Genomic DNA, 5,054 nt, shown 5'->3' with positions numbered 1-5,054 from the left:
GACCCAGGGAGGGTCGCATCATGACGTGCCGGATCATCATAGCCGACGATCACCCACTGTTTCGCGAAGCGATGTTGCGCACTGTGCAGCGCTTGCTGCCGAGTGCGGATACCGAAGAAGCCGGCGACTTCGACGCTGTGCTGGGGCTGTTGGCGCTGGATAACGAGCCGGACACGTTGATGCTCGATCTGCGTTTTCCCGGGCTGACCTGCATCAGCCAGCTCGCCGACTTGCGCCAACGATTGCCGCGCACCACGCTGATCGTGGTGTCGATGGTCGACGATCAAGCGCTGATCAGTGAAGTCATGGCGGCGGGCATTGACGGTTTTATCGGCAAGAACATTGCGCCGGATGAAATCGGCCAGGCGATTCTGGCGATCCGCAATGGTGAAGTGCTGGTGAAGTCAGCGCCGTCCGGCCTGTTGCCGCTGGAAACTGCGACGACGCTGACGCCGCGTCAACAAGACGTGCTGCGTTTGATCGCGCAAGGCAAAACCAACAAGGAAATCGCTCGTGAACTGGATATCTCCCCGTTCACGGTACGCATCCATGTGTCCTCGTTGTTGCGTACGCTGGATGTGCCGACGCGGGCGGCCGCGGCAGTAAAGTTTTCCGCAGGATTCTGAGGCTCAGCCGTGCAGCCCCGGCTCTTGGATATTGGCCTGATTGGCTTACTGGCGATCGGTATAGATCGCGTCACTGGTGAGTGGTAAAGCCAGCAATGTCGCCTTGGCTCAAGCATTGAACACAGGCGTAGTAAAGGCAGCCGTCGCCCCAGGGTTTGACCAACGTGCTGACCGACGGCGTGGTGGCGTTGTCGCTGTATCTGGAGGTGACCGCACCGGCGGCGTTGTAATTGCGTGACTCGATGTCCTGGGTTGATGCCGCAGGTTCCAGCATGATTCAGACAGGCCTGTTTCGCCTGCCTGTAAAGATTCAACGGGCCAGAGGAGCCACTCGGCTAATCGCGCCAATCACGCAAAATCTGCTTTGGGCATTTGGCAGTCCGGGCATAGCCAGTCTTCATGAACGTCTTGCCAGGCCGTACCGGGCGCAATTCCGTTTTCCGGATCTCCGGTCGCCGGATCGTATTCGTAACCGCAAACGGTGCAGGTTTTAGTCTGTTCTTGCGTCAACATCATCAATCTCCTTCTGTTTAAAGTGCGACGGTTGAAATCAGGCCGGCAGCGCCAAGGATGAAGCCAATCAATGCGCCGCGTTGCGGCAACTCGCGGAGCATGGCGTAGATCACAATAGGCTCCAGCACCAGCAACAACGTCAATGAAGCGACCGTTACCACCCAGATATTCCCGGTACCTTGATAGCCGAGCCAATAAGCCAGAACCAAACTGATCCCGGCTATGCATATCAAGAACATCGGTTTGATGAACATGCCGGGGGTTTCCATGACCTTGCCCGGAAGCTTGGAGGCGTAGACCTCACTGTAGATTGTCAGTATCTCGCCAAAGACCATCAGCAAAAGAGCGATGATTATGTAATGTTCTTTTTTCACAAAGATCTCTTCTGCAGGATTGACAGGATTTCATTGATAACAATTTCGCCTACTTCGTCGCTGTCCAACTGAAAATGTGGGCCATCGTGGTCAAACAGAAACGTGTTTTTGTACTCTGCACCTTCAAAGCCACCAATTTTTCGCAGTATGCTCTCCGCCCGATCAAGCTTATCGGCGTGAAAGGTCTTTAAAATTTTTATCGCATTGCCAAAATGAATGGCTTCGTCGGCGATCAGGTTCTTGATCCACAAGTTGAATCCGGGATGGCCGAAGTCCTGGTAAAAGGTGTCTTTCTTGTACGTTTTCACCGAAACGTATTCGTCGTAAGCGAATAACAGGAGCAGATTGAATTCACTGGCAAGTATGTCTTCAAGCCCTGTGAAATCGCCAACACGACCTTTCAGGTAATTGATGAGTTCACGTTCGTCAGCGCCAAAGACCAGCCGGTTCAGCTCGAAGAATCCGTCCGCGTGATTGCGCTCATCGGCATACCAGAAATCCAGGTACTGAACGAAATAAGGGGAAAATTCTCTACGCCGGGTGTACAAAAAATTATAGAGATTCACAGAGTCGTATTCAGACACAAGATCGGCCATAAAAAACGCCTTAAAAGACTGATCGATGCCAGGATTGATCCATCCACTGGTAGCGACATCTTCGAAAATAGCCCTTGAACTCCAGTTACGCTTTTTCAAGAAAGCCGCTTCCATGCTATTTCTCTCCCGATTTCATGCAGTCATTCACTGAATTTTTTTACAATTGCCGGAATAATCATGTCCTTGATTTCCTGCCGGGAAATCGGGAAATCCGGCGCGTTATGATCCAAAACGAATGTTCCGGTGTAACTGGGCTTCTCGAAATCAATTTGAAAAATCTCCTCGAGTATCGCAGGCACTTCCTGAATTCTTCGCGGATACAATTCCCTGGCTTTTTTTACGAAGGCGAAGAAGTGCGTTACTTCGTCTTTTTTGGTTTTACGTATCCATGCCGACAACTGTTCCGAATTGAAGTTATCGTAGCTTGCGATGCTGCGATGATAAACGTGCGTCGTGATGATCTCGTCATAAGCAAGAGTCACCAACAGCTTTAGCGGATCAGCCGCAATGTTATCGACAATGCTGAAGTCCGGCTTGCGCAGCTCAACACTCAGTGAAACTTCATCAAAAGGAATAGCCGAATACGAAGCATAAATAAGCGCAAAACCGTAGGCATGGTCAATTTCATCTTTCAACCAAGGATTGAGCACGTCTTCGAGGGATTTGAAGACCTCTGGATAATTACCTTCCAGATACCAGTACAACCGGCGCGCGTCATATTCTGTGATTACCGAATCGAAAAATATCTCCCTCCATTCCTCGCGCTCCGACTCGTTCAGTTCCACTGCGGGAAAGCTGAATCCAGACAAGACTGCGGAAGCATCGGGAGTGGTGCGCGTGATCGCGCCGGTTGCCATCGACATACATTCTTCCTTGATAGATTGAACAAGAACCTGGAAAACACTCAGACCAGAAAATTGCCAAACAACAGTGCATCAGTGGCGGCATCCGGTCGCCATTCGGTCTGCTGAAAAACAATCGGCTGCCAGTACTTTTCAACGATTCCGTAGATGAACTCCCAGTCCAGATATTCACTTTCCAGAATTCCGGCCCGAGGATTGGCCTGCGCCCACGCCATTCCAGCGACAATACTGGACACCACCTGCAGACTCGTGGCGCTGTTGTATTTGGCCATCTTGCGTGCCTTGCCAATGGACAGATTCGAGCCCATCCACACTGACGGATACTTGTCACTGATCAGAAACACGCCCAGTTCATCGATACCGGAAACAATGCCGTCTTTTAGTACCTCCTTGGTTAACACCCGCTGTTCATTTCCATTGTCCAGCAGGGACATTGAAGCCACGGCCTGATCACAGGGGTGGTATGCGTAATAAACGGTAGGGCGATAGCGGGGGTTATCGCCATCGCCTACGTTCAGATATTCGGCAATCGACAGCGACTCATTGTGGGTCAACAGGTAACCGGAAAAGTCCAGATAGTTCGGAGACCAGCTTCTGACTCTGACCTCACGCCCTTGCTCACTCATGGCTATCGCGTAATCGTTGCGAATCGCCGCTTCAGGCAATCTGACCTCATGACTGCCCCAGCCCAGTTCTGCTGGCTGCAGGCATTCGGTAATCAAACCGTCCACCGACCAAGTGCACATGAAGTGCTGTTCCGGACGCTGATCTCCGCAGACTTGAGTATCGCGCTCGGATATCTGGATGACCCTGATACCCAAGCGCTCGGCCAGTTCAGCCCAATCTTCGCGATCCCCGGTTTTATAAGCAACGTCATTGACCGCGGCCATTTGCGTCAATGCTTTTTTCAGCAACACGGAAATGAATCCCGGATTGGCACCGTGAGCGACAACAGCCGTTGCACCATCAGGGCGTTGCTGTTTTGTAAAACGCTTGAGACCCTCCCGCAAAGCAAAATTGCTGGTCAGGCCTGATTCGACTTCGGCTGTGTATTCCCAAGGTTCGATGCAAGTATCCAAATACAGTGCATCGTGCCTCTGAGCCAACATTATCAATGATTGAGTGGAGACCGAAACAGCCAGATTCAACAAAAAAACCTGGTCATTCAGAAAAGGCCCTATAACCTCTTCAAAGTTATGCGGGGTAATCAGTTTCTTTATCAAAGTCGCTGAATATTCTTGCGCAATGGCCTGTTTGGAGACGTCCAGATCTTTATCAAAGATTACAACATCGACCTGAAAACGTTCATTAATCAGGGGCAGCAAGGCCTGGGCAATGCTACCAAATCCGACAATGACAATCCGACTTATAGTTTGCATACGTAGAGTCCTTTACGTAAATCCTATTCACATACAGGCGCGCGGTCGCGAAGTACCAATATTGCAAAAACTATCGACACTCGGCAGTCGATAATCGCTGAGTCTGCGACTGACCACTATAGGTTGATGTCTGCGAAGACGATGTCCTTATAACTCTCGTAGTACCAAGCTTCATGCCCGGTATCCATGCTTGCGAAGATTGGATCCTAAACAGCCGACTGCGGCATGGCAACCCCAAAACAAGAATATTTTTGAGCGTTTTTCGCGGACAAAATGCTTGTTCTCAAACCTGACAATCACTAACTAATTGATAAAAATCAATTAAACCCGATAAGACCGTTGCATCACTTCCGTGAACAACCTCACCTCGGTAGCCGCTGGAGCTGCGATGCTTCGATTCGTTATGTCCACACATGTGCTCTGGACTAAGGGTCAACCTGCGCCATCAGCTCCGGCACCGACTCCGGCCGCTTGGCATAGCGCTGCGCCAGCACGGCGCAGACCATTAGCTGAATCTGGTGAAACAGCATCAGCGGCAGAATCAGCACGCCGATAGTGCTGCCGGCAAACAGTACCTGCGCCATCGGCACGCCGGTGGCCAAGCTCTTTTTCGAGCCGCAGAACAGAATGGTGATGCGGTCTTCCTGGTTGAAGCCGAACGCTTTGCTCAACAGAATTGATGCCACCAGAACCAACGTCAGCA

The 5,054-nt window shown here is 51.1% G+C and carries 8 protein-coding genes; 1 reads left to right on the top strand and 7 read right to left on the bottom strand.

Annotation, left to right across the window (positions count from 1 at the left end; translation table 11 throughout):
* The first annotated feature begins 20 nt into the window (after window positions 1–20).
* Window positions 21–626 carry a response regulator transcription factor gene (locus tag D6877_RS05055; protein WP_130910059.1) on the top strand — a complete coding sequence of 202 codons (606 nt, stop codon included), beginning with the start codon at window positions 21–23 and terminating at the stop codon, window positions 624–626.
* Window positions 627–696: 70 nt separating this feature from the next.
* Here the strand turns inward: D6877_RS05055 and D6877_RS05050 are convergent, their stop codons facing one another.
* The 7 genes from D6877_RS05050 to D6877_RS05020 all read right to left on the bottom strand — a co-directional run.
* Window positions 697–900 carry a hypothetical protein gene (locus tag D6877_RS05050; RefSeq protein ID WP_130910058.1) on the bottom strand — a complete coding sequence of 68 codons (204 nt, stop codon included), beginning with the start codon at window positions 898–900 and terminating at the stop codon, window positions 697–699.
* A 74-nt stretch (window positions 901–974) separates the two neighbouring features.
* Window positions 975–1,139 carry a rubredoxin gene (locus D6877_RS05045; protein ID WP_130910057.1) on the bottom strand — a complete coding sequence of 55 codons (165 nt, stop codon included), beginning with the start codon at window positions 1,137–1,139 and terminating at the stop codon, window positions 975–977.
* A 17-nt stretch (window positions 1,140–1,156) separates the two neighbouring features.
* A complete protein-coding gene (locus D6877_RS05040; protein WP_130910061.1) occupies window positions 1,157–1,495 on the bottom strand; it encodes a hypothetical protein in 339 nt (112 codons plus the stop codon).
* 14 nt (window positions 1,496–1,509) lie between these two features.
* Entirely contained in the window at window positions 1,510–2,223 is a 714-nt protein-coding gene (locus tag D6877_RS05035; RefSeq protein WP_241662851.1) for a hypothetical protein, read from the bottom strand.
* Window positions 2,224–2,249: 26 nt separating this feature from the next.
* Window positions 2,250–2,972: a hypothetical protein gene (locus tag D6877_RS05030; protein WP_130910056.1), complete on the bottom strand. Its 723-nt coding sequence runs from the start codon at window positions 2,970–2,972 to the stop codon at window positions 2,250–2,252.
* 41 nt (window positions 2,973–3,013) lie between these two features.
* The gene (locus tag D6877_RS05025) at window positions 3,014–4,351 is read right to left on the bottom strand and encodes a saccharopine dehydrogenase C-terminal domain-containing protein (protein ID WP_130910055.1); all 1,338 of its coding nucleotides are present in this window, start codon (window positions 4,349–4,351) and stop codon (window positions 3,014–3,016) included.
* A gap of 425 nt (window positions 4,352–4,776) precedes the next feature.
* On the bottom strand, window positions 4,777–5,054 hold a 278-nt coding region (locus tag D6877_RS05020; protein ID WP_178083638.1), incomplete at its 5' end, for a bile acid:sodium symporter.

Origin of the sequence: Pseudomonas sp. Sample_9, assembly GCF_004307535.1 — a bacterium.
Classification (GTDB): Bacteria; Pseudomonadota; Gammaproteobacteria; order Pseudomonadales; family Pseudomonadaceae; genus Aquipseudomonas; species Aquipseudomonas mercuritolerans.
Note: the sequence above shows the minus strand (reverse complement) of the source record. Positions and strands in the feature narration are given on the sequence as shown.